Below are 20526 nucleotides of genomic sequence, written 5' to 3' on the forward strand. Positions count from 1 at the left end.
CGCCGACCCCCTCTCGCTCTGTTTCCGACTTCGTCGGGACGAGAGGGGGTTATGTTTTTGCTCCGTCTTCCCAGCTGAGTCGCTTTCCTCGCCAGCCCAGCCAGTGCAGGTGACAGCCAAGGAACGTGAAGGCGTGTTCACGCTGACGTAAGTCAGGGATAGTGCGAATCGCTGTGCGAACTTCTTCAAGCAAGCTCTCCAGAGCTGCCTGATCTTTATGGAAGCGGGCAGTCCAGAGCCGTGCTTGTAGCTGCGCTGCACGACGGGTAGGATCGGTCTGCTCCCGAGCAGCCTTGAGGAGCGCATCATCGAAGAGATATCCCAGCTCTGGCTCTTTTGTCCAGAAGCATAGCCACTCCAAGCTACGGCGCCATCTACGAACCCAGCGGTGGGCATGGTGCATCGCCCTGCGAAAAAGCTCGCGGTCAATGTTGCCTGGAGGGCGACTGTGTGTGTAGCCCGTCGTATTGAGCAAAGCGTACACCGCCTTTTCCGTATCTTCTTGGCCACGGGCGGCAATAATTGCCTTGAGGAGCGCGGAATCAATGTCGAGCGGCTGTGGGGGGAGTTTGCTACGCTTTAGCTGACGGCGCTTCTTCTCCAGCGGCAGGTCAAGGAGCTCGACCAGGGTTTCAATAAGAGAGCGCTCGTGCGGCTCGGCGACCTCGCGCCAGGTTTCACAGAGCTGGAGCGCTTCCGCATACCGCCGTTCGTAGCGATAGAGCTGGATGAGATAGCCCAGGTGCGCCTTTCGGGCATAGGGATCGGCGACAAGAAGGGCACAGCCTGCTTCGTTGAGCAAGTGATGCTTTGCGTAGGTGCGGCAGAGTCGGCCCCAGGCGTGCGACTGTGCTTGGGGCTGTGAGATCAATGCCACTTGCTCCTGAGCCCGAGCGAGTAGCGCTTGGACCCGCTCCGGCTCCCGCACCTCACGGCAGACATAGATCAGGCAGCGCAGACGGTAGGCGGGAGTAGGAAATGAGAGAGCGTGCAGTGCCGCACCATCAATATCCCCCGTGGCGAGGAGGGACTTGAGCTGTGTTCGCCACTGCTGGAGCTCGCGTGATGTCATAACGCTCTATCGGCGCGACGTGAGCGCTTGCTTAAAGCTCGTTGGCGAAGAGAGGTTGGGTGTCGAGAATAAAGCCGGGGAGCTCGGGAGAGCAGTCTACGGTGGTGGGGTTTTCGAGAACTTGCGGCTCGGTGTTGGGGCGGTAGACGTGAACTCTGTGGGTGGTGGGGTCGATCAGAAGGGCGAGGCGGACACCGCAGGCGATGTACTCGGCCATTTTGTCTTGCAGTAGGCTTAGGCTATCCGTCTCAGAGCGTAGCTCGGCGGCAAAGTCCGGGGCGAGGGGGAGAAATTTCTTCTTCTGCTCTGTAGTGAGCGCCGCGAGACGGGACTTACTTATCCATGCTACGTCAGGCGAGCGCATGGCACCATTGGGGAGGTCAAAGCCTGTATGAGAAACGCTTCGTCCCGTCGCGTTGCACTGAGTCCAAGGATGTAGCTGAGCAATAAGCTCCAAACAGTGACAGCTGGATAGGCATCCTTTTGGCGGTTGGATGATGACTCTGCCTTGGGGGGTACGCTCAATATGCCAGCCTTTATTGGCTTGGCAGAAGAGGAAAAAATCGTCTTGGGCTCCAAGGTCACACATGAGGAAATTGTATCTCTAGCTTCCGGTGGAGCGGTACTGGCGCTCGCCGAGCTTCCAGAGCTGGAGGGCGAGGGTGAGGAAGCCAACCCCGACCACGGGGCTGAGGAGGGCGAGCCAAGGGGAGACGCCGGGGTGGGCAAAGATCACCGATGCGGGGAGGTAGTTCATGCAGGCGATGGGCACCACAAAGGTGAAGAGCAGGCGAATCCAGCGGGGGTAGATCGTGAGCGGAAGCTCCGCGGCCATGATCCCGCCGTAGGTGAGCGCATTGACAATCTCCAGCGACTCCACCGTGAAGAAGCAGAGGGTCGCCTGCATCACCAGGACCCCGTAGAAGATCAGCGCACCGCCCAGGATGGCACCAAGGAGCGTCGCGACTTTTAGCGCGTCCCAGTGCACGCCCGCGTGGGACGCCCCCCAGAGCAGGCCCGTCAGCCCCGCCGCCAGCCGCCCGACACGGGAGAGCTCGAAGGTCTGGCCGGCCAAGAGCAAGGCAGTGGGGTGGGGACGGAGCAGAAAGCGGTCGAACTCCCCGGCGCGCACCACGCTGGCGAACTGGTCGAAGCCGCGCCCGGCGGCCTCGGCGAGGGCGAAGGCCATGTGCACTATGCCGTAGAGAACCGCCACCTGCGCCAGGCTCCAGCCGGGGAGGTTGCCAAAGCGCGCAAAGAGCCCCCAGAGCCCTAGCACCTCGACCGCCACTGCGGAGAAGTTCCCCAGAGAGAAGAGGACAAAGCTCGTGCGGTACTGCATCTGCGAGCGGATCGAGGCCCGCATGAGCGCAAGTAGGACCCTCAGCACGCCAGCTCTCCCACGGCCTCTTTGATCTTGGCGGCGAGGCGCTCATCGAGGAGCGTGTACTTCCCGCCGGGGTTGGAGAGATGGAGCACGAGCACCTCTTTGCCCGCGAGTGCCTCGCCGAAGCGCTCCTTGAGCTCCCGGAGGTGGCTCTTCTCAAAGGCGTAGATGCGGTCTGCCCAGCCGATATCCCCGGCGGTCACCTTTACCCGCGCCGAGCGCTCCGTCCCTGCAGAGCGCACCTGGATACCGGGTGTCTTCTGGTAGAGCCTCTCGGCTGTGAGACTGCGCACGGTGTTTTTCCCACAAACAAATAAAATCTTCACGCAGCTTTATCGCACAGGAGTGGCCTTGTTGCTAGAGAGTGCCGCAAGAAAGCCGCTTGCCTCGGTGAGGGGCTGTAGGGAGAGATCGACCACAATGCCATCGGCGCCTTGCTTTGCTTTGGTGTCGCTGGTCGCGGCTCGCTGGAGCCAGGCCACAAAGTCCTCACGCTTTGCTGTCGGCCAGAGAGTAAACTGGCGCAGCGCGACCCTGGACTGGCGACGGGCTTGGGCAAGTAGGAAGGCCTCAGGGTCTCCGTTGCCATCGAAGCCGGGGAGACCTTTACTCGTTGGCAGTGTCCAGAGACCAAGAAAACCTTGATAGCCCAGGTTGGAGTAGCACGGACAGGTGAGGGTACGAACAGCGGGATCAAGGGCGAAAAGAAAGCTTTTGTACTGCTTCTGACGGAACTCCTGCCAGTCCTTGCTCATGTCATGGTAGGCCGGGTCGGGGCCGTAGCTACCACTGGGGAGCAGTATGAACTGCTGGTCGAGGTTGCTAAAGTGGCCCAGCCTAACGGGATAGGCACTGTACCGGCGTGTGGGCACATCGAAGATATCGCTGTCGGTCTGGGCTAGGAATGCTGTACGGTTCTCGGGGAGATAGCCGAGGTTCTCATGGGTGGCCTGGTAGTTGTCTCTCGCATAGCTGGGGAAGCTCCCCAGGATGCTGATGGCCTCAAGCCCAGGGAGCGCCGTGAGGCTCCGCACCAGCGTGGTGAGTGTGGCAAGTGTTGCCGGGGTTGGGGCGAGTGGGAAGAGGTTGCCAAGAGAGGCGTAGGGCTCTCCCAGAGGATTTTTATCCAGAGGCACCGGCTCGCTGGCCATCGCCCACAGAGCAAGCTGGGCGCGGACCGTGACTCCGGCCGTTTTCCCGGCGGCAAGAGCGGCCTCCAGAAGCGGCTTTGCCCGCGCGGTCTCCAGAGGGACACAAACCCACAGGGTGTTAAAACCCGCTTGCTTGGCCAGTGTCACGGCCTCGCGCGCCTGCTCGGGGCTGTTGGGAGTGAGCACGAGCCCGCGATCTTTCCAGCAAGGCGCAAAGAGTGGGGCGTCCGGGGCGAGCTTGGGGGAAGGCAGGGTGAGCTCATTCTTGTGCAGGGCCATGTCTAGGCTCCAGCCGAGGCTGAGCTCCTGATTGGGAAAGCTGCCCACACCGGGGAGCACCCAGAGCAGCTTGGACTCCGAGCGGAGCGAGACCCGGTCGGTGCGGATACGTCCTGGAGTGCTCCCCCCATTCTCGTCCCCGAGGGTGAACTCCATCTTGCCTGCCTCTGCGAGCTGCTTCTGGTAGCTGGCAGGGAGCTCTGCTGCCGCGATACCGGGCTCCTCGCCGGGGCTTAGGGGGCGGAAGATCTCCCCTACTTTTTTGAGTGTCTCCGGGGAGAGGCCGTCCGGGTTATCGGTGGGGATTGTGGCACCATTGGCCTGCATCTTCTTGGTGCGCTCTTCTTGTTGCTTCTGGCGTAGCTCGTAGACCTTCTGTATCCAGAGATCGTAGGCCGCCTGGCGTGTGGTGAGGCCCTCGCGGTCCTCGGTCAGGAGAAACGTCGTGCCTTGGGGGGTCTCGATCCGGCGAAACGCACCACAGACCCCTAGGCAGAGCGCTTGGAGCAGGTCGCCGGCGCGGGCGCTCTCTCCACGGACAGAGACCGACAGGCGACGGACCCGGTAGTCGGCTTTGAAGGTCAGGCGGGTGGCGGCCCCGATCCGCTGTAGTAGCTCGTCGAGTGTCTTGAGCTCTCCCAGCGCGATCCGCGCATCCAGGCGGGCATTGGCAAAGTCCATGTCGCTGGGCTTGAGCTTGTTGGGCACCTTGGGATAGAGCCGTGCGCTCAGGGGATCGACCGACTCCTCGCCGTCGTCGGTGTTGTACGATGCCGTGAGCTGGTAGCGCTGGTCTTTGGAGCCACCGTCACCAAAGCTGACATATTGGTTTGCCTTGCCCTCGATCAGGTAGTTCAGACTGAGCTGGCGCGCCAGCCGCACGCGGACGCTCTGAAGCTGTGTGCCCGTGAGGTCGCGCGGCTGGGCAGGGGGCGTGTTGGTCGCCTCGCCGTTGTAGGTTGGGGAGAGGTGCATCTGGACGGGCAGGAGAGCGAGGAAGTAGCCTTTTTGTTTCTCGCCTAGGTCGCTCAGGCCAAGCCCGTTGGTACCGCCAAGCTGCTTCCACTGTGCGCTGCTGAGGGACGCCAGCAACTCCATCCAGGCCTCTTCTCGACTGAGAGGGACGGCGAGCTCGGGGGCTAGGCTGGGGCGGGTGAAGAGCCGCATGGTCTTGGGCGCGATCACGGTGAGGCCGCCTACACGGAAGGGCTGCTGGTTGAAGTAGTCGCAGACATCCAGGGCATTGTAGCCATTGGTGGTGGGGCGCGGTGGGGTGGGAAACTGCCCCTTGGTCCGGCGTGGGCTGACCCGCTCGGGGGCGACTGCGAGAAGTGGCCCTCGCTGCTCGGCGTTCCAGTAGGTTGTTTTCAGCGCCTCTGCAAGGGTCGTGGGTGGCTGGAGCGGTGGAGCGGGGGCAGCGGCCTGGGCAAGTGCGGGTGTTGCGAGAAGAAAGTAGCCGATGGGCAGAGATCGAAGCATGACAAACTCTCCTTCAGGGTCTTAGTTCCCGCTAGAGCGTGGCTTCTCCTGCTACGGCGAGAAGAGTGCGGGCGATCAGGCGGTGGCTGGCATCGCTGTAGCCGCCACTGGGCAGAACGATGGTGGGCAGGTTGAGGTCGTGGAGGGTGCGCAGGACAAAGAGATCGCGCTCCAGCATCTCTGGCTCTGTGAGGCGCAGACCACCGAGTGCGTCGTTCTCAAACGGGTCGGTGCCGGCGTTGTAGATTGCCAGCGCGATCTCTCCCATGCTGGCGACCGTCTCTAAGAACTCGGGGAGATTGGTCTGGAGCAGGTTGAGATAGAGTGGCCCCGCCGTGCCGTCTTGGAGGGGAATGGGCCAGTCGAGGCGCATCCGGGCAACCGCATCGCTGTAGGGGTAGCGGTAGGCGTTGAACATGTCAAAGAGCCAGACACTGCGGTCGTCGAGAAAGCAGTGCGCGACCCCATTGCCCATGTGGGCGTCCAGGTCGATAGAGGCGATCTCTCCCGTCAGCCCCTCGGCGCGAAGAACCGCGATAGCGACCGCGATATCGTTGAAGACACAGAAGCCCTCGCCTTGGTCGGGCTTGGCGTGGTGGTAGCCGCCGGAGAGACTGAAGACCCGCTCCCGCTCCGCCACGGCAGTTCGCGCCGCGAGAATCGTCGCGGCCACCCCGAAGCGCATCGGGTTGAGCACCGCCAGCTCGGTGAGCTTCACGGGCAAGCCCCCGATAATCGGCAGCTCCAGTGCCCGCGCAAGGTTGTGTGCATGGCGCAAGCTCGCCAGATACGCCTCGCTGTGTACGCGTAGCAAGTCGGCATTGCTTACGGGCTCGGTCACGGTCAGCGCATCTTTATGGAGCTCGGGCACCAGTGCCCACGCCCGGCTGTATTTCTTCGCATCGAAGGGGTGCAGCTTCTCTAGCCCGAAGAAGTTGATATCAAAGCGCGGCGAGTAGACAGCTCTCATGCTGCATTTTATCCCTTATCCCTCACGGTGAACGTGGGGCAATGGGGCCTTCGGCCTCCTCCTCGTGCCTCGTCGGTACAAGCTTATTCCGAGCGCAGCGAGGCGGCGCGAAGCGCCCTAGAGCCCGACGATCTCCGTCGAGGCACCCAGCATTTTATCCCCCTTGCACCACCAGCCGCTTGAGCCCTCTCGCCAACAAAAACCGCCCGGCGATTACAAAGACCGTGGTCCAGGCGAGCTGGTGGAGGAGGATGGGGACGACCTGGCTGGGCGCGCGCTGGCCGATCCAGAGGGAGAAGGGGGACTCGACCATGCCGGTGAAGGGGAGGAACTGAAGGAGGGGTTTCAGGCGGTCGGGGAGGAGCGAGAGAGGGAGGATCTGGCCGGAGAGGACGGCGACCAGCCCCGGAGCCATACGCGCGATCCCGTCGCCGGAGATGGTCCAGAGCAGCGAGATGGTGATGAGCGTGCACCACGCGGCGATCAGGGCGATAGCGCCGAGGAGCGCGAGCAGAAAGGCACCCAGCGCGGCGAGCGACGGTGGGGGCTGCATCCCGAGAAACGCCATGCCGATCACGAAGATCGGGAAGCAGCGCAGGAGAGTCGGGGCGAGGCGGTTGGCGGCGTTGCGGGTGAACCAGAGGGTGTAGAGGTCGAGCGGGCGGGCGAGCTCGTAGGCGACCGTGCCATCGCGCATCATGGTGCGCACCTCGGGGTCGGGGTTGGAGGTGAAGGGCGAGAGGGCAAAGAACGCCTGCACGAGCCAGGAGTAGGTGACCATCTGCGCCTCGGGGAGCGGGGGAATGGCGTTGCTGCTGTGGTAGAACGCGAGGCGCATCGCCACGAGGGCGGCCCCGAAGAAGAGCTGGGTCCCGACTCCCGCCCAGGCTGCCGCGCGGTACTGCAGGAGCATCTTGAGGCGGGCGGTGAAGATCGCGGCGTAGGCTCTCATGAGAACTTAACCCAGGGCGGCCAGGGCACGCTCGTAGGCGGGAAATACCTCACCGGCGTGGGTTGCGGTGGCGTCTAAGTCGCGCAGGAGGCCGTCTTGAAGGCCGTAGACCCAGCCATGCACCGAGAGCTCCTGGCCGCGCTCCCAGGCATCGCGGGCGATCGTGGTCTGGCAGACATTGACCACCTGCTCGATCACATTGAGCTCACAGAGACGGTCATGGGTCTCGTCGGGGGGGAGGGTAGACAGTGTGGTGGCGTGCTTCTGCCGGACATCCTCGACATGCCGCAGCCAGTTGTCGCTGAGGCCGAGCCGGTCGCCGCGCAGGGCCGCCCCGACACCACTACAGCCGTAGTGTCCGCAGACAATGATATGGCGCACCTTGAGCAGGTCCACGGCAAACTGCATCACCGAGAGGCAGTTCAGGTCGGTGTGGACCACGAGGTTGGCGATATTGCGGTGGACAAAGAGCTCGCCGGGAAGTAGCCCGACAATCTGGTTGGCGGGGACACGGCTATCGGAGCAGCCGATCCAGAGGTAGGCGGGAAACTGTTGCTGGGAGAGGGTCTGAAAAAAGTCCGGGTCCTGCTGATGAAGCCGCTCCGACCAGGCGCGGTTGCTCTCAAAAAGGTGGTGGAGATTGGACATGGGACGTCGCAGAGTATATCACGGAGCCGCTGTGGGGAGCGGGGCTTGGTAGAAGCGCGCGATCACTTCCTCGATGGGAGGGTTCTGCACAAAGAGATCGCGGATGGTCATGCTCTGGCTGAGGCGGGCGATCAGCTCCGCGACCGCGAGGCGCTCTGGGTCGAAGCCGAGCGTGATGCGCTCGCCCTCGGTACGCAGGACGGCAACCCCCTCGGGGAGCGGGGGGAGTGTCTGTGCGGTCTCGATCACCAGCCAGCGCTCGCGGCTGACTTGCTGGCGCAGTGCCTCCAGGGGACCGTCGGAGAGGACATGGCCATTCGCGATCACCAGCACCCGTGAGCAAAGCGCCTCGATATCGTCCATGTCGTGTGTCGTGAGGAGCACCGTGACCCCCTGCTCCCGGGCGAGGCGCGCGACAAACTCACGGACCGCCAGCTTGCTGATGGCATCCAGCCCGATGGTTGGCTCGTCGAGGAAGAGAATCTCCGGGCGGTGCAGGAGCGAGGCGGCTAGCTCGCAGCGCATGCGCTGGCCCAGGCTCAGCTGGCGCACGGGGGTCGTGAGAAAGCTCCCGATGTCCAGCGTCTCCACCAGCGCGGCCTGGGTCTGGGCGTGCTGGGCTTCGGGGACTGCGTAGATCTCGCGCAGGAGCGCAAACGACTCCGCCACGGGAAGGTCCCACCAGAGCTGGCTGCGCTGGCCAAAGACCACCCCGATCTTGGCGACATGGCTCTGCCGCTCGCGCCAGGGGATGCGCCCACTCACCAGGACCGTGCCGCTATCGGGGACCAGGATCCCGGAGAGAATCTTGACGGTGGTGGACTTGCCCGCGCCATTGGGGCCGATATAGCCCACCACCTCGCCGGGGGCGATCGTGAAGGAGACTCCCTCCAGTGCCTTTACCGTGCGGCTCTGGCGGCGCAGGAAGCCCCCGGAGCTCACGGTAAAGTGCTTGACCAGGTTCTCAACGACGATCTGGGGTGGCTGTGGCATGGGACGGGTATTTTACCACGCCCTTCGCCTAGTTCGAGTACTTCCGCTCGCTCTCAGAGAGCAGAAGGATGGCCTCTGCCTCCCACGAGTGCCAGACATACTGGCGCGGCTTACGGGCATCTTGGCGAGCGAGGACCTTGCAGTTACCCGGCTGTTCTGTCTGGACAAAGGGAAGTGGAGGAGCGCCTTGATGAGGCGTGATGATCAGGACACTCTCGCGCACCTTGCCGCGCCAGTTTCCCCCCGTAAAGTCGTAGGCGGCCAGGGTGTCGCCGATCCCGCCGCCGTACTTGGTGCGGAAGTGGACACGGACATGGCGCTCCCCGTTCTTGCCAAAAGGGACACTCTTGACCCAGTAGGCGCTATATTCCTCTTCACTGTGACGGGTTCGGATGCGCTGGGCCGTGACTCTCTTGCCATCGACCGAGGTCCAGAAGTTCTGGATTATGCCCTGTTTTCCCTCGCCCTCTCCCCGCTCGGGGAAGCCCATACGAACCGTACGTGCGCTGCCGTGGTTCTTAAAGACAAAGTCCGCCGTTGTCTCGTAGTAGCCCTTGTAGAGATCGAGCCGGACGGTCTCGCGGACCATCTGCACCGAGGGGTGCTCGGTGCGGAGCGCCACCACAGAGCCCCCGACCCCCGAGATACTGGCATCGTTTGCCCGTGCTTTCCCCGCGCAGAGAAGGGCAAGCAAACAGAAGGATAGAAGGCAGGCTCGGGAGCTCATGGTGTGTATTTTCTCTCTAAAAAAATGTGTGATCTCACTTGCTCCATCGAAAGGAACCAGGAGCAGTCTGTAAAACGGTCTCTTACTAAGGGGTTCGGAGCGCAAAGCTGCCCACTCCAGCGGCGGTTCCGCGGGAAGTGAAGAGCTGGAAGGTACCGAGCATCTGGGCGGGAATCACGGCCAGCGTGCTCTTTACGGCGGGGACAAAGCGCCCACTCATGAGCATCACGAGGCCGCGACCTGAGTCGCCCACGAGGTCGAAGGCGTAGCTGCCATCACTGCTCGCGGTCGGGGCAAAGGTCATGGTGGTGGCGAAGCTGACACCATTGAGGACTATCAGGCCGCGGATCTGGCTGAAGGCGGGCAAGGGGCCGGCAGCAGGGATATCGTGGTGGAAGCGCATCGGGCCGCTCACGATCGGGGAGCCACTGACGGTCATTCGCCCGAGCCAGTCCGGTGGGAAGATCTCGACAGAGACAACGCCGCCGTCGATGGGAAGAGACGAAACAACAAGCCCTTGTGACTGGTTGCGCAGTAGGGTGACCGTCCCCTGCGAGCCACTGTTGCTGTAGCTTCCAAACGGCTGGAACTCAGGACTGCCCGTGTTTTGCGCGGCACCCACGTTCCCTGAGATCAGGGCCCCGTTCTCCAAGGCAAGCGTGGCAACACTGTTGGCAAAATTTATTGAGAGAACCTTTAAGGAAGCAATCGTGGCAACGTTTGAAGTATCTTTAACGGTCAACGAGCCCGTGACGCCATCATCGTTGACGGTCAGCTCTATGGGATTGCCGAAGTACCCCAAGGCCGGAACCGTGAGCTGGCCTGTCCAAGGGACATTGGGAGTGAAGGGGCTGGGGACGAAAGCGCGGGCGCGGGCACCGATGCCCAGAGCGACTCCCATGCCAAGCGCTGTCTTCAGCAGGGCACGTCGGGTCGTGGTTTTTTGTAGGTTCATTCTTGTTTGGTTCCTTAGTTCACTGAGTGGGGCACACTTCCCCACTTCATAGTATGCATTCTACGCGCCAAACGTGGACAGAATCGTGGACAACGATAGAGGATTTGCGTGGTCGTGGGGTGAAATGATGGGGAGAAAATGCTGTACCTGCGGCTGTTCGGCCCCATCACGGTTGAGGTTAACGGAGAGCCACTGCCTTCGCTGCGCTCCCGGCGTGGGCTGTATCTGCTTGCCTTGCTGACCCTACGGGCCAACCGCGAGCTCTCGCGTGTCTGGCTGGCGGGGGTGCTCTGGCCCGAGAGCGACGATAGCCAGGGGCTGGAGAACCTCAAGCGCTCCCTGACCGACCTGCGAAAGGCACTGGGGCCCGCCGCGGAGCAGCTGCTCTCCCCAACCAAGCACACACTCGTCCTGCGACTCGCCTCCGAGCAGGCCGATGTCCTGACCTTTGACCAGGCCCTTCGCAAGGACACGACTGAGTCGCTGGAGCAGGCGATCTCCCTCTACCGCGCCCCCTTGCTGGAGGGCTACTACGAGGTCTGGGCGACCGAGGAGCGGGAGCCCCGCCACGAGGCGTATTTTCGTGCCGTGGAGCAGCTCGCCCTGCGTAAGCGTGAGCAAGGGAAGCTCGCCGAGGCGCTCCCCTTTCTACGCCAGGCCGTTGTCCGGGACTACCTGCGCGAGGGGCTCCAGCGCCTGCTGATGGAGGCACTGGCCGCCAGTGGCAACCCCCTCGCCGCCACCGAGGTCTACCGGGAGCTACGGAGCACCCTGCGCCGGGAGAGCAACAGCAACCCCTCGACCGAGACCACCGCTCTCTACAACCGGATCCGTGCCCTCGCCAGCGCCCCCGCTCCGCCCGCACCCCCCACGCCCCCTCCTGCGCCGGCTCCTCCCGTCCTGCGCCGTGTGCCACTTCGCTACAACCTGCCGCGTCCTCTGACCGCACTGATTGGGCGGGAGAGGGAGCAGGCCGCGATCACGGAGTGCCTCAGCAATGCCTGCCTGGTGACCCTGACCGGCACCGGAGGGATTGGCAAGACACGCCTCGCGCTGGAGACCGCCTGGGAGCAACAAAAGGCACAGCCCGATGGAGCGTGCTTTGTCGACCTGGCACCTCTGCGCGACCCCAACCACCTGCCCCATCTCTGCGCGGCGGCCCTGGGCCTGAAGGAGATCGACAAGCAGCCCATTATCGAGGCCCTCGTGGAGCACCTGCGCCCGCGTGCCCTGCTGCTGGTGCTCGATAACTGTGAGCACATGATCGACGCCAGCGCGGAGCTGGCGGGGCTCCTGCTCCAGAGCTGCCCCAACCTGCAGATCCTGACCACGAGCCGCCAGCCCTTGGGAATCACGGGCGAGGTGGTCTGGCGGGTGCCGGTGCTGGAGACTCCCACCCACTCCGCCCGCCCCGAGGAGCTGACCGAGCTGATCGAGCGCTACGCGGCCCTCAAGCTCTTCTTCGAGCGCGCGCAGGCCGTCCAGCCCGACCTGGTCCTGACCCCGGAGACCGTCGAGGCGGCCATTGAGATCTGCCAGCGCCTGGATGGAATTCCCCTCGCGCTGGAGCTGGCGGCGGCACGCGCACGGACCCTGAGTATCGAGCAGATCGCGCGACGCCTCGATGACCGCTTCAAGCTCCTGACCGGCGGCAGTCGGATCGCCCTGCCGCGCCAGCAGACCCTGCGCGCCCTCAACGACTGGAGCTACGACCTGCTCACGCCGCCCGAGCGCTGCCTGCTGACCCGGCTCTCTATCTTCCATGCCAGCTACTCTCTGGAGGCGGTCGAGGCGATCTGTGCCGATGGTGCAGGGCTGGAGCAAGGCGATGTGCTGGACCTGCTAGAGCTGCTGGTCAACCACTCGCTCGTGCTCACCGAGGAGAGCGAGGAGGGGCAGCGGCGCTACCGGATGCTGGAGACGATCCGGGAGTACAGCCGCCTGATGCTCCCCGAGACCGACTGGCCCCCCCTCTCCGAGCGCTACCAGGCCTGGTACCAGCAGCTCGCCCACGCTGCCGAGACCAACCTGCTGGGGAGCGAGCAAGCACACTGGCTCGCCTGCCTGGATGCGGAGTACCACAACCTGCGCCATGCGATCGTGCTGAGCGTGGGGGAGCAGCACCTGGAGCTCTGCACGAACATGTGCCGCTACTGGTACCTACGGGGGCACTGGACCGAGGGACGCGCACAGCTCCTTGAGGCCCTCGCCCGCCCCGACTCGCCCCAGGGCACTCCCGCTCGTGCGCAGGCGCTGATGTGGGCGGGGAACCTCGCCCGAAACCAAGGGGACTACGCCGCCGCGACACACTGCTTTGAGGAGTCTCTGGCGCTACGACGTGCCCTCCACGACGGGCGGGGGAGCGCCAGTATCCTCAACCACCTGGCGAGTGTCTTGCTGGAGCAGGGCTACTACGAGCGGGCCCAAGCCCTCTACGAGGAGAGCCTGGCACTCTGCCGGGAGCTGGGCGAGACCAAGGGGATCGCGCGGGCGCTGCACAACCTGGGGCTGCTCGCCAATGAGCAGGGCGACAACGAGCGGGCCATGACCCTCTACACCGAGTCGCTCGCCTTGAGTCGCTCCCTGGGAGACCGCTACCTGGAGGCCAACGACCTGCAGAACCTCGGGGATGTGGCGGTGGACCAGGGCGACTACCAGAGAGCACGCTCGCTGATGGAGCAGGCACTGGCGATCCACCGCGAGCTCGGGATGGAGGCGGGAATCGTCTCTCTCTTGATGGATATCGGTAAGATCGAGCTGGTGCTGGGGGGCTACGAGGCCGCACAGACCTTGCTGGAGGAGAGCCTGGAGCTTAACCAGAGCCTCGGGGACCAGCGCGGGATCGCCCAGTCGCTCAATAGCCTGGGGCTGGTCGCGCTGGCACGCGGCGAGCTGGCGACCGCACACACGCTCTTGCTCCAGAGCCTCCCTCTTGGGCAGCGCCGCCCACTCCTGACCTGCCTGATCGCCCTGGCACACCTGGCACGCCGCGAGGACAAGCTCGCCCGCGCCGCCCAGCTCCTCGGGGCCGCGGACCGCCTCCGGGAGAACATGAAGGGGGCCTACACCCTGCTGGAGAAGCAGCTCTACGACGATGACCGGGAGCAGCTCTGCGAGAGCTTGGGCATGGCAAGCTTCTCCGCCGAGTACGGCGCGGGCTACGCCCTCACCGAAGAGGCCGCCCAGCTCCTCGCGGGCCAATAAAGAACACACCGTCCACGCACCGGCACACGATCCGTCCACCGCACCGTCCACCCCCGTGCTCTATTCTAGGCTCAGTTCTACGGAACGAACCAACACCGAATGGAATACGCACAATGAAACAACGATGGACAACACTTCTGGGAATCTCCGTACTGGCCGGAGCCAGCCTGCTCGCGGCAAAGGCCGCCCGCGCCGATGTGGGCGACTATGCCTACTATAAAATCATCAATGGGGAGCTCGACTACGGCTACAACCTGAGCAATATGACCGACCTAGACCAGCGGCGAGACTCGCTCGGGAGTGTCGTCGGGCTTCCCAATAAAGGCTCCATGTACTGTGTGCCGACTGCCTGTATGAACTTGCTGGCCTATGTCTCCAACCACGGCTATAGCACAGTCTGGCCCGGTGCGCAGAACTGGCAGGCCAATGACCCGACGCTCTACAACCAGATGAGCATTGACTTGACTATCTTTGGAGTGCTGATGGGCACCGATCCGGCCAAGGGCACGGGCGGCAACGCGGCCCTGAACGCAACCAAGATGTTCTTGAATCCGGCGCAGTTTGGGGTGGACCTGGTCTATGCCAACAACTTCTGGTCCCCACGCTTTATCGACCTGGCGCTGATGGCGATCTCGGGGCGCCTGGTCAATGTCGGGGTGGGCTGGTACAGCGATGCGGACACGGCGCTCCCACACTTCCGCCGGGGCGGGCACTTTGTCTCCCTGAGCTATATCGCCTCCCCCGGGCTCTTTACCCCCGGCAAGATCGGGATTCGTGACCCCGCCAACGACAAGATGCTCTTCGCCCAGTCCGCCTTCGCCACCGATACCTACGACTCCGAGGATGTCCCCGGCTTTTTTGGCTACACCGATGCCAACTCCGTCGATCATCTCCAGGGCTTCCGGGTGCAGAGCCGGATGAAGGGCTACGGGAGCGGCTATATCGACGGTGCCTTGGTGATCAAGCCGAAGCAGGGGCTGGTCTCGCAGGGATCGAGCCTCTTGCTTCTCTCGCCTGTGAAGCTGGCCAATGCGGAGCAGCTGCAGACCATCCGCACGTTTCGCTCTCTGACGGGAGGCAGTGTCAGCGATATCGCCTACGACCCAATCTCGACCAAGACTCCCTACCTGATCGAGGGAAGCGATGCGCTCTACGAGCTGGACCTGCTGACCGGCGAGTCTCGGGTGTTGCCCGCAGTCCAGCGCACGGAGACGGGCTTGCCGACCCTGAGCAAGCCACAGCGGCTGGTGATCGGTGGGCCGGAGCGCAAGCTCTTTGTTCTCCAGCCGGGGCAACTCACCGCCTTTAGCCGCGATGGTGCCACGGCCAAGGTCTTCACGCTCCCCGCTGGGCTCTCGATCGCCGCGATCGCCTTCTCCGAGAAGCGTGGGGTGCTCTATGCCTTCGACCGTGCCAGCCGGGTGCTGATCCAGTTCGACGCAGACCTCAAGCCGCTGCGCACCGACCGGCTCGATATCCCGCTGGCGACTCCCTACAGGCTGGAGCTGGTCAGCAACCCGGTCACCGATGAGCTCTCGCTGCTCTGTGATGGCTCGGTGGATATCTACAGCTGGTTCGGGGGCGAGAAGGGGATCACCAACCTACGGAAAGTAGCGCTCCAAGGGGCAAGGTTCCCGGTCGGGATCGATATCGACGAGGCCGGAAACTTTATCGCCAACGACATGGGCAAGCTGGTCTCCTTCGATCCCAGCGGCCGGCCGTCGGCAAGCTCCCCGTTTGTGGGGCTCCCTGGTGGAACCAACCAGCGCCTCGTTCGCTCCTTCAGCAACTTCAACCCGGCGATCCATACCACCCCGAGCTTCAACAATGTCCTCCCGCCCAGCCCCGAGCTGCGCTAGATTTCTTGTTCCGTGGGGCCTGAAAGTCCCCGTCTGATGCCGCTTTCTCCGCGGGCCCGGCCCGCTTCGCCGAAGGCGGCCAGAGACGGGGACTTTCAGGCCCTGGCTGATGTCGGCTATAATCTCTGCATGAACACAACGCTGATGTCTGTCTTTAATGGCCTTGATGCCTACCTTGCCCGCCCCGAGCCCGCGTTTCGCTGGGAGAAAAAGAGCGAGAAGCGTGTCGGGGATGTCCTGATCGAGGAGCTGACCCTAATCTCGCAGACCTGGCAGGGCAATGTCTGGCAGCACCGGGTGCAGGTCTGCCGCCCGGATAAGCTGCGCTTCCCGGACTTCTGCGCGGTACGCAACACCGGCGGCAACGGTGGGGAGCGCGACGAGGCCATGAACCTCCAGCTCGCCCGCGACTCGGGGTGCACGGTGGCGACCATGTTCAACAACCCGATGCAGCCACTCTACGGCGGCCTCACCGAGGATGCTCTGATCGCCTACACCTGGCAGAAGTACCTCGAAACCAACGACGAGAGCTGGCCGCTGCACTTCCCGATGGCCAAGGCGGTGCTCAAGACGTTAGATGCGCTTCAGCAGCACACCAAGGGCAGGCTCCAGCGCTTCATGGTCTTTGGCGCGAGCAAGCGCGGCTGGACCACGTGGCTGGTTGGGGCGAGCCAGGACAAGCGCGTGGTCGGGATCGCGCCGCAGGTGATCGATGTGCTGAAAGTGGCGGAGCAGATTCCCCACCAGCTCGAGATGCTCGGCGGCAAGCCTAGCGAGGAGATCGAGGACTATGTCCGCACGGGCTTCGATAAGCTCTTGCTCACCCCGCCCGGCAAGCGCCTGATGGACCTGGAGGACCCGTTCTCGTATCGAGACCGGCTCACCCTCCCCAAGCTGCTCCAGCTCGGCACCAACGACCGGTACTGGGCACAGGACGCGCTGAACCTCTACTGGGACGGCCTCAAGGGGCCTAAGTGGGTGCTCTACGCCCCCAACTCGGGCCATGGCCTCGAAGACCGAGGGCGCGTGATGGCGACCCTGGCTGCCTTCACCCGCTCGCTGGCGTCGCGCCGTCCCTGGCCCACCCTGAGCTGGGACTGGACCACCGAGGACAACGGTGCCCGCCTGCGCTTTGCGAGCACGTCGCCGATCCGTGCCGCCCGGCTCTTCCGCTGCCTAGGCCCCACCACGGACTTCCGCGACCAAAAATGGTCCTTCACCGAGCTCACCCCTAGCGCAAACGGCTTCGACACCTGGATGCCCACCCCCCGGCGCGGCTTTGGGGCGGCCTACGGCGAGGCGACCTTCGACCTCGACGGCCAGCCCTTCACCCTCTCGACTCAGATCCGTATCTTTGGGAAGAAGTGAAGAAGACCGCAGTTCTCATCCATGGCGCGGGCGGCGGCGGCTGGGAGTACACGCTCTGGGAGCCGGTCTTTCGCAAGGCAGGCTGGCGGACGCTGGCCCCGGACCTCGTGCCCGCTGCCAGTGGCCTGGAGCAGACCCAGCTCTCCGACTATGTCGGGCAGGTGCTTGCCGCTGTCCCCAAAGATGCCGCTCCGCTGGTCTTTATTGGGGCGAGCATGGGTGGCCTGCTGGCGCTTGCCGCCGCCGCCCAGCGCAAGCCCGCCGCGCTGGTGCTGGTCAATAGTGTCCCACCCAAAGGAGTGCCCTGGCCCCGCACGGAGAGTAAGCCGTCGCCGCCCGTGGTGCGCTGGGCAAACGGCCCCCTGCAAGAGACCCGCGACTCGATGCCCGATAGCGACGAGAAAACCATCCAGTTTGCTTGGAAGCGCTGGCGCGATGAGTCCGGGGCGGTGCTCAACACGCTCCATGCGGGAGTCGAGCTCCCCAACCCAAGCTGCCCCACGCTCGTGGTTATCGGGGAGCGCGACACCGACATCCCCCCCGAGACCAGTGTCGCCCTGGCCACCCGCCTCCACGCCGATCTCCACCGCTACGCCGGCATGAGCCATGTCGGGCCACTCCTCAGCACCCGCGCCCCAGAAGTCGCTGCCGCCACCGAGCGCTGGCTGACGGTCGCGACGACCCGAGAAAATAGACGATGACACTACGAAGTTGCTTCGCTCCTGAAGAGTGCGAAATCATCTCAACGTGTTTGGATATCTTTGTACAGGCGAGCCATATTCATGAGCTTGATGCCTATCTCGTTAGCGGCTTTCAGCGAGAGGATTACCGCAAAACGATCTCCAAAATTCAGCAGGGAGAAGAGCTAGATCAAGAGGATGCACGAAAAATAAGAAATGCCGTGTTCCACGTGAGTTCTTTCCCTCTCAGCAATCCTGAAGAGGCAGAGAGCAGAGTAGGGATTGACTTCCGGTATGTCTATTGGTTCGCTGCATACATTGAAGACGTTTTCGAATCCAATCTGCCTACGGACAATGCCGTGCAAGAACCTTAGAGCCTTTCGCCCTCTGCTTGATCAAACGTGGGGCGGAGTGCTTGTGCGAGGCGCTTCAGCCACTGTCCAACGGCTCCGTGCACATAGACATCTGCCGTAAGATTCGGGTAGGCATCGACAAAACCTACCCAATCAACCTGCCAGGCGAGGATGGTCTCTCTATGGAAAGGCAAGCGGTTCGAGTCCGTTTGCAGGGTTGCCGCCAGCAGGGCGCGGTCCAGCGGAAACGCTTCCGCTAAGAGCACCGCATCATAGAGGTCCTTTCCTTGAGCAATTGTGTCCGTGTGGAGCCAGAGAAGCTTCCAGGCAAGAGCTTGCTCCGGACTCGCCGACAGGAAGTCAAGGACGGTTCCATCTCCCATCGTATAGCGCAGCGGAATGGGGGCGGAGGGCATCGGGTCGTTGAGCGCAATATCCATCTGGACAGTGCCAAACCAGCCGTCTGTGGTCCGCCATGGAAAGATAAGACGCTGCCCTGGCAGGTCCGTGTACTCCCACAGGGTTGCGCAGATCGCTTTTTCTCTGATAATCGTGACCTGCCCCAGGGAAGATTGCTTCTCCAAACGGCGGCTTAAGGTCTCAAAAATAGCCCAGCCGACATCTTCCTGAGCCGAGGGAACGAGGCTGTCGATATCACCCGGTTCGCGCCCTCTCTCTCCGAGCCAGAGCTTCAGGGGGAGGCTGCCCCGCAAGACGAGCTCGCTTTGCCAAGGGGAGTGGGCGAGCTGCCAGAGCAAGAACTCAATCACCTGCTGGCGTGCCGCGTACCAGTATGTCCTTTCCTCGGGTGTCGTGAAATGGGGCTCCCAGACTTCCTCCTCCATCTTCATTGTCCCGCTTGATCAAACGTCGGGCGGAGTGCTTGTGCGAGGCGCTCCTGCCAGGCTTTTTCGGCCTTCCATGTCTTGGCATCTTCTCCCAGGTTGGGGTACTCGCTCAGGAAGCTGAGCCAGTCGATATCCCACGCTTCAATACTCGCCAGGGTAAAGGGTTCCTGGTGGGGCGTGGTATTCAGAGTAGCTTCGAGCAGCTCTGCATCTAGAGGAAACGCCTCGGCCAGGAGCACGGCATCGTAGAGGTCCTTGCCCTGGGGGTACATGTCTGTGTGGAGCCAGAGGAGCTTCCAGGCGAGCGACTGCGCTGGGCTGGCCGCGAGCAGCTCCAGCGCCTGGCCCTCTTGAGTCTGGTAGGTAAACGGCACCGGCTCTGAGGGGATTTTTTCCCCAAAGACAAAGTCTAGCTGCACGGTTCCCGCGAGCCCGTCCGCTGTCTGCCAAGGAAAGACCAAGCGGCGACCCGGCGCTTTCTCATAGGTCCAGATATCGTCGAGGCGCGCCCCCGTGGCATCCATCGTAATATCTCCCCACTCCGGCTGCTTGGCGACACGCTTGAGGATCATGTCGTAGAGATCGACTCGGGGATCGTCCATCTTGAGCGTCGAGGGCAGCACGACCCAGTCTAGGTCACCCGGCTCACGGGCGCTCTCGCCCAGCCAGGTCTTGAGGAGCACGCTGCCGCGTAGCACCAGGCTTTTCTGCCACGACGACGTGCTGACAATCCCGAGCAAGTGCTCCATGACCTGCTGCCGCGCGGCGTACCAGCGCGTGCGCTCCGCGAGGTCGCGCAGGCGCGGCTCGCCCAGCCGGAAGGCACGCCCGTACTGTTTCAGGGCGGGGTCAAAGAACTCGGCCTGCGAAGCGCTTTGCTTGGTTCGCAGGAGGGTATGGGGGTAGCCAGTGGGGTTTGACTTACCCAGTAGGCGCCTCCAGTCAAGGTTTGGCATGGGGGAGCTCCTGTGGCTGAATCCAGCCGTGGTCGAGGGTGAGGTTGCTGTCGTAGAGGACAAACTCTTCCTCGGAGTCGAGGATCGTGTAGGCGGCGAGCGCCTCGGTGAGCGCGGCAAGGTGCGCCTGCGCCACGCTCTGCCCGACTCCGTAGCAGCGCTGGGTGACAAAGCGCTCGTGCTGGTGGTCGGGGCGGGTGCGGCGGGCGTTGCGCGAGAGGTGCGCTCCGTGTGGTTGGACCGCCAAGCGCAGGCTCTCCAGCGCACTCTCCGACGGAAGCAGGAGCTTGAGGTGGTGCTCAAAGTGGCAGTAGGCGGGGAACGCCCGCGCCTCGCTCTCGCTCTGGGGAATCCCCCCATTCCAGGGAGCCGCCTCTAGCTTCAGGCGCACGACCGAGAACCCTGCGGCGTGGAGCTGGCGACGCAGGGCCTGGGCTGCGGCGAAGGCCGCGCCAAAGCTCCCGCGCCAGCGCTGCGTCAGCATCGGCTGGGACGGCGTTGCTCCCCGGTCCAAGACAATGTGTGTCAGCTTGAGCCCCGCCCGCTCCGCCGCCCAGGTGCCGAGGCGTGCCAGCACCGCCGGCTCTGTGCTACCGATTGTCAGGTGTGTCTCAAAATCTCCGCTTGCGGTGTCCATGTAAGGCT

General features: G+C 63.5%; 19 protein-coding genes. 5 read left to right on the forward strand and 14 right to left on the reverse strand.

Going from position 1 to position 20526, the window contains the following annotated elements:
* Positions 1–49 precede the first annotated feature (49 nt).
* The 11 genes from HNQ39_RS01925 to HNQ39_RS01975 form a co-directional block, all read right to left on the reverse strand.
* Positions 50–1072, reverse strand: a complete 1023-nt coding sequence (locus tag HNQ39_RS01925; RefSeq protein WP_184192265.1) for a hypothetical protein — start codon at positions 1070–1072, stop codon at positions 50–52.
* Between the two features lie 31 nt (positions 1073–1103).
* Positions 1104–1661 (reverse strand): Uma2 family endonuclease, encoded by a 558-nt coding sequence (locus HNQ39_RS01930; RefSeq protein WP_184192266.1) that lies wholly within the window; start codon positions 1659–1661, stop codon positions 1104–1106.
* A gap of 15 nt (positions 1662–1676) precedes the next feature.
* The gene (locus tag HNQ39_RS01935; protein WP_221289751.1) at positions 1677–2462 is read right to left on the reverse strand and encodes an ABC-2 family transporter protein; all 786 of its coding nucleotides are present in this window, start codon (positions 2460–2462) and stop codon (positions 1677–1679) included.
* Positions 2456–2752 (reverse strand): protein tyrosine phosphatase, encoded by a 297-nt coding sequence (locus HNQ39_RS01940; RefSeq protein ID WP_184192267.1) that lies wholly within the window; start codon positions 2750–2752, stop codon positions 2456–2458. Before HNQ39_RS01940 ends, HNQ39_RS01935 begins: the two co-directional genes overlap by 7 nt.
* Positions 2753–2791: 39 nt before the next feature.
* On the reverse strand, positions 2792–5368 hold the full coding sequence (locus HNQ39_RS01945) for a hypothetical protein (protein WP_184192268.1): 2577 nt from the start codon (positions 5366–5368) through the stop codon (positions 2792–2794).
* 31 nt (positions 5369–5399) lie between these two features.
* Entirely contained in the window at positions 5400–6338 is a 939-nt protein-coding gene (locus tag HNQ39_RS01950) for a histone deacetylase family protein (protein ID WP_184192269.1), read from the reverse strand.
* 154 nt (positions 6339–6492) lie between these two features.
* Positions 6493–7290 carry an ABC transporter permease gene (locus HNQ39_RS01955; protein ID WP_184192270.1) on the reverse strand — a complete coding sequence of 266 codons (798 nt, stop codon included), beginning with the start codon at positions 7288–7290 and terminating at the stop codon, positions 6493–6495.
* A 6-nt stretch (positions 7291–7296) separates the two neighbouring features.
* On the reverse strand, positions 7297–7938 hold the full coding sequence (gene can, locus HNQ39_RS01960) for a carbonate dehydratase (protein WP_184192271.1): 642 nt from the start codon (positions 7936–7938) through the stop codon (positions 7297–7299).
* 18 nt (positions 7939–7956) lie between these two features.
* Complete coding sequence (locus HNQ39_RS01965; protein WP_184192272.1) at positions 7957–8931, reverse strand: ABC transporter ATP-binding protein; 975 nt, start codon at positions 8929–8931, stop codon at positions 7957–7959.
* A 28-nt stretch (positions 8932–8959) separates the two neighbouring features.
* Positions 8960–9625, reverse strand: coding sequence for a hypothetical protein (locus HNQ39_RS01970; RefSeq protein ID WP_184192273.1), 666 nt, complete (start codon positions 9623–9625; stop codon positions 8960–8962).
* A 118-nt stretch (positions 9626–9743) separates the two neighbouring features.
* Positions 9744–10613, reverse strand: a complete 870-nt coding sequence (locus HNQ39_RS01975; protein WP_184192274.1) for a hypothetical protein — start codon at positions 10611–10613, stop codon at positions 9744–9746.
* Positions 10614–10751: 138 nt separating this feature from the next.
* On the opposite strand from HNQ39_RS01975, the gene HNQ39_RS01980 reads away from it, so the two are divergent.
* From HNQ39_RS01980 to HNQ39_RS02000, 5 genes are all read left to right on the forward strand, one after another.
* Positions 10752–13817 carry an AfsR/SARP family transcriptional regulator gene (locus HNQ39_RS01980; protein ID WP_184192275.1) on the forward strand — a complete coding sequence of 1022 codons (3066 nt, stop codon included), beginning with the start codon at positions 10752–10754 and terminating at the stop codon, positions 13815–13817.
* 113 nt (positions 13818–13930) lie between these two features.
* On the forward strand, positions 13931–15676 hold the full coding sequence (locus HNQ39_RS01985) for a hypothetical protein (protein ID WP_184192276.1): 1746 nt from the start codon (positions 13931–13933) through the stop codon (positions 15674–15676).
* A gap of 129 nt (positions 15677–15805) precedes the next feature.
* On the forward strand, positions 15806–17044 hold the full coding sequence (locus tag HNQ39_RS01990) for a PhoPQ-activated protein PqaA family protein (protein WP_184192277.1): 1239 nt from the start codon (positions 15806–15808) through the stop codon (positions 17042–17044).
* Positions 17041–17745 carry an alpha/beta fold hydrolase gene (locus HNQ39_RS01995; protein ID WP_184192278.1) on the forward strand — a complete coding sequence of 235 codons (705 nt, stop codon included), beginning with the start codon at positions 17041–17043 and terminating at the stop codon, positions 17743–17745. The genes HNQ39_RS01990 and HNQ39_RS01995 overlap by 4 nt, the downstream gene beginning before the upstream one ends.
* On the forward strand, positions 17742–18098 hold the full coding sequence (locus HNQ39_RS02000; RefSeq protein ID WP_184192279.1) for a hypothetical protein: 357 nt from the start codon (positions 17742–17744) through the stop codon (positions 18096–18098). Before HNQ39_RS01995 ends, HNQ39_RS02000 begins: the two co-directional genes overlap by 4 nt.
* On the opposite strand, the gene HNQ39_RS02005 is transcribed toward HNQ39_RS02000, so the two are convergent.
* From HNQ39_RS02005 to HNQ39_RS02015, 3 genes are read right to left on the reverse strand one after another with little or no spacing between them, the layout of a single operon-like run.
* Positions 18095–18928, reverse strand: coding sequence for a nucleotidyl transferase AbiEii/AbiGii toxin family protein (locus HNQ39_RS02005; protein WP_184192280.1), 834 nt, complete (start codon positions 18926–18928; stop codon positions 18095–18097). The genes HNQ39_RS02000 and HNQ39_RS02005 overlap by 4 nt on opposite strands.
* Positions 18925–19881, reverse strand: a complete 957-nt coding sequence (locus HNQ39_RS02010) for a nucleotidyl transferase AbiEii/AbiGii toxin family protein (protein ID WP_184192281.1) — start codon at positions 19879–19881, stop codon at positions 18925–18927. Before HNQ39_RS02010 ends, HNQ39_RS02005 begins: the two co-directional genes overlap by 4 nt.
* Positions 19868–20518, reverse strand: coding sequence for a hypothetical protein (locus HNQ39_RS02015; RefSeq protein ID WP_184192282.1), 651 nt, complete (start codon positions 20516–20518; stop codon positions 19868–19870). Before HNQ39_RS02015 ends, HNQ39_RS02010 begins: the two co-directional genes overlap by 14 nt.
* Positions 20519–20526: the final 8 nt, after the last annotated feature.

This window comes from Armatimonas rosea (genome assembly GCF_014202505.1).
GTDB classification, from domain to species: Bacteria; Armatimonadota; Armatimonadia; order Armatimonadales; family Armatimonadaceae; genus Armatimonas; species Armatimonas rosea.